Below are 3,761 nucleotides of genomic sequence, written 5' to 3'. Positions count from 1 at the left end.
TAATTAAAGACCCATAATTATTGTGGTGTACGATTTAAAACGTCAACTGTTTTCATGCATAAAAAAACGCTCCCTTGCGAGAGCGTTGAAACATCACGAGTTGTGAAGTAAGTGCAAGTTGATTATTTAATTTGTTGCTTCAAGTACTCGCCTAGTTGCGAGTGGTGCATGATTTTTGATACCGGAAGGATAGTTTCTGCAGGTCCCCAAGCAAATACGTTGACAGGAGTATGCGTATGAGTACCCGTCCCCCATACTGTGTTTTGCTTTGTTGCATGCTCACGCGCTAGCAAGTTGCCACGGTCGTTGTAAGGAAAGAAAGCATCAAAGTCATTGATTGTCGGAACGTTCTCTTCGCTTAAGTATTTGTGTCCAGCGAGTCGGTATGGATTTGGTTTACTTGCTAATACGCGTTCTGCTTGCTCAGGCGTAATCGAAAAATCGCTATTTGCGTTCACGACTTCCGCAAACTTCTCTGGAGTTTGCTCTTTCTTATCAAGCGCTTGGAATTCACTGATCATGCCGTAGTAACTTTTCTTTTGGTTGTATAAACCATCGAGGATCTCGAACTGACCAAAGTTGAAGTTTGGCGCGTAATCCTGATTTTTGAATGCTTCGCCGTCGCGTTTTTGTGGTTTAGGCAAGTTTGCTGATGAGTAGCTAAAGCCAAAAGAGCCGGTTTCGTGGTCAGCAGTAACAATGATCAGGGTGTCATCACGGCCTTTTGCCCACTCATAAACTGAGTTTACCGCTTCATCGAATTTAAGCATTTCATGCAGCATCGTACCTGCATCGTTACTGTGGCCAGCCCAGTCAATTTGGCCGCCTTCAACCATCAAGAAAAAACCGTCTTTGTCTTTTGAAAGAATGTCGATTGCTTTGGTGGTCATTTCTTTCAGCGATGGCTGCGTGCGTTTTGGATCGTTTTTGCTTTGACTGTAGGCAATACCATCGTTCATGCCCGAGTAAGCAAAAAGTCCAAGTAATTTGTCACCTTTAGCTTGTGTGAGCATATCGCGGCTGAAAGCCAGGTTGTAACCTTGGTCTTGCGCCTCAGTAAGCAAGTTGCGCTCATCTTTACGTTTCGACTTTAGGTAGACATTACCTTCAGTGAGCTTTTCAAGTTGCTCGTATGTCTCTCCCTTGTCGTTTGTCGACTTTGGAATCCAATGACGAAGTCCCCCAGACATCATCACGTCTACGCCTGTTTCGAGCATATCCGCCGCAATACTGTTTTCTAGGGAGCGATGTGGTTGATGAGCGGCAAATGCTGCTGGCGTTGCGTGGGTCATACGCGTATCAGAGACGAGCCCTGTTGCTTTACCTTTACTTTTGGCTTTTTCCAAAATAGTTTCGACATGGTTGCCTTGGCTATCAATGCCAATGACTTCAGAAGCGGTAGGGATTCCTGTCGCTAGCATCGTAGCTGAGCACGCAGAGTCGACGACAATTGCGTCTTCTGGATTGGTTAGTGATGATCCAATCACACCTTCTTGAGCGAGTTTGTATAACGCTGTGCTTTCGCCTTTGTAAACCGAGTTAGGTGCGTGTTTTGCGTAGGTCTCGAGTAAACCAACTTGTTGAGGACCCATGCCGTCGCCGATCATCAAAATGACGTTTTTGATTTCAGCTGAGAGTGCGTTGAAAGAGAGGGTAGATGCAGCCACTGCCGTAACGATTGGAGATACTAAGCGCTTCATTATATTTTCCTTGTTTATTGAAAGCGCAGGCATTAAAGCAATGATTTATGAAAGTTTTGTGTCGGTAATAAAAGTTTAACCAAATTGTCGTTTTTGTTTGGTTTTGCAGAAAAAATGAGTCGCTCTCTAACGTTCGTTAGTTTGGAAAGAAGAAAGCCCACAAACGTGGGCTTGGATTACGCTTAGGAGTTGAAAGCATGGACTAAAGTTATCCATTCAGTGCCTTCACAAGAAACCTAGTTTAGGGAGCAATAAACGAGCATGTATTATCGGGCCACAAGAGCGGTCGAATTCACTTACGTTTGCATCATATCGTTCTTTGGCTTATTAAATTATGGGCTGCAGTAAGTGTTTGGTTCAAATAGGATTTGTTGTCGTGACGATTATCAGACTGGTTATCAGACTAATGCCAATATGATGCCACCAACGGTAAGTGCCGCAGAAAGGTATTGACCCGCAGAATATGAGCCATCCTCTTCTTTCTCGATTTTATCAGGGTGATCCATGCCAAGCGCACCATGCGTGAAAGATTCGACCTTTTCACCAACAGATTTATCTTCTGCTTCTATTTTCTTGCTGTCGTGCTCGATTTGTTGCAGAGCGGCAAGTAGCGCTTTGCCTTCGGTCGAAAGTGTCACCTTATTGTGTTCGACTTTCAGCGGCGAAGCACTAGTTTCTTCTTGTGCAATACTTGCTTGTTTAGAGGCGACAGATTGTTTGGCATAGCTATTAACAGAAGTGCTTCCTACTGGATTCATCGAATACTCCTTGGAACATCGACACTCGGTCACTGAGTGCGGGTAAAAAGCAGTTATATTTTTATCGGCGGCAAAGTTTATTTCTGAAGCTATTTGGATAAAAACAGGTCTGCTTTTGCCGCTTCTAGTTTCTATTGGTGATCATTAGCAAAAAATAGACCAGCAGGAAGCAGACCCTTGTCACTCGATGAACTCCGAGCGGTGTGATGATGCAACGCAACGACAAGGTAGTAACTTAAATTGAAGACCAGCTACTTACATTGAAGATCGTTATTGCGTTTAGTTAGATGTTGATATGCCGCCATGCGGTGAGCATCTTGTACATACCGTACTGGTGGTGCGAGAACCTCTAACTGATAGTCTGTATTATCAGAAAGCACGTTATCTGTTGGGCTAATTACAACCACTTTTAAGCTCGGGTTGCGGCTTAAGATTGATGCTGCCGTACCCAACCCTTGCTCGGTGTGAAACTTGCCCGCAACATGGACAATCTGAGCGCCTGGGTTGTCGTCTAGATAGCTAACGATAGATTCCGCCATAGTTTCATCCCAAGTAACTTGAGCTGCAAACTGTTTTTCCGTCTGCTCTGGCTTACCGTGATGCATGGATGCCATGAACTTTTCTTTGTACGGACTACTACCAGTGTTGATGGCTTGTGCAATGAACATCCGCTGCTCATCATCGAGCTTGTTAATGTAATCTAGCCCTTGTCGACCAATGCATCGGACAATGCTCTTTGGTGCATTTGCTGCAATGACAGGGAGATTTTTCTGCTTAGCAAACTCCACGAGAGGGCGATAGTCGCTTTCATAATTGGGCCAAGCGTTGGCTTGTTTCATTAAGTACTGTTCGCCGATCTCCCCACGTAGGTAAGCGTCAACAACAGGTTGTTTGTCACGGGTAAATTGTTCCATAGATAACGCGAGTGAGCGGTCGTAGGAGGTAAGTTGTTTGAGCATATCGGTTTGAAAGCGATGAATGCCGGCGTGTGTGTGCCATTCACCAATAAGAATGACATCTGCTTGTTGCAGCTCAATTGGCAGTTTGCTTAGAGCGATGTGCTCGCCAGAAGGGGTGTATAGTTGGTAGTCGTAAAAACTAGTGACTTCCGCTGAGGTTGCGTGAGAGTTGGTGTGCGTATATGAAGAGCAACCAGTAAGTAAGCCTGCAAAGAGCAAGCTCAAAGTAGAAAAGCGCATTGAAAAGCCTCCAAAAATGTCTGGATGATATTAATGGAGGCTGAGCAATGAATCAATATAAATGATAACTATTTGCGTTTGTTGTTTTTTTGACGTATTAATTG

At 44.4% G+C, this 3,761-nt stretch carries 3 protein-coding genes; all 3 read right to left on the bottom strand.

Annotated features, from left to right (window positions below; all coding sequences use genetic code 11):
- Positions 1 to 122: 122 nt before the first annotated feature.
- The 3 genes from CAG68_RS18030 to CAG68_RS18020 all read right to left on the bottom strand — a co-directional run bounded on the left by CAG68_RS18030 (position 123) and on the right by CAG68_RS18020 (position 3,657).
- The gene (locus CAG68_RS18030) at positions 123 to 1,700 is read right to left on the bottom strand and encodes an alkaline phosphatase (RefSeq protein ID WP_025767190.1); all 1,578 of its coding nucleotides are present in this window, start codon (positions 1,698 to 1,700) and stop codon (positions 123 to 125) included.
- Positions 1,701 to 2,098: 398 nt separating this feature from the next.
- Entirely contained in the window at positions 2,099 to 2,458 is a 360-nt protein-coding gene (locus tag CAG68_RS18025) for a hypothetical protein (protein WP_005380688.1), read from the bottom strand.
- Positions 2,459 to 2,709: 251 nt separating this feature from the next.
- Positions 2,710 to 3,657: a ChaN family lipoprotein gene (locus CAG68_RS18020; protein ID WP_161441460.1), complete on the bottom strand. Its 948-nt coding sequence runs from the start codon at positions 3,655 to 3,657 to the stop codon at positions 2,710 to 2,712.
- Between the last annotated feature and the right edge of the window lie 104 nt (positions 3,658 to 3,761).

The organism is Vibrio sp. V42_P2S4T144, assembly GCF_009904715.1.
GTDB classification, from domain to species: Bacteria; Pseudomonadota; Gammaproteobacteria; order Enterobacterales; family Vibrionaceae; genus Vibrio; species Vibrio alginolyticus.
The sequence above is the reverse complement of the archived record's forward strand: the minus strand, read 5'-3'. Positions and strand labels throughout refer to the sequence as shown.

Coding starts and splice junctions, on each gene's coding strand:
- CAG68_RS18030 (WP_025767190.1), bottom strand. CDS start 1,700: ATGAAGCGCTTAGTATCTCCAATCGTTACGGCAGTGGCTGCATCTACC.
- CAG68_RS18020 (WP_161441460.1), bottom strand. CDS start 3,657: ATGCGCTTTTCTACTTTGAGCTTGCTCTTTGCAGGCTTACTTACTGGT.
- CAG68_RS18025 (WP_005380688.1), bottom strand. CDS start 2,458: ATGAATCCAGTAGGAAGCACTTCTGTTAATAGCTATGCCAAACAATCT.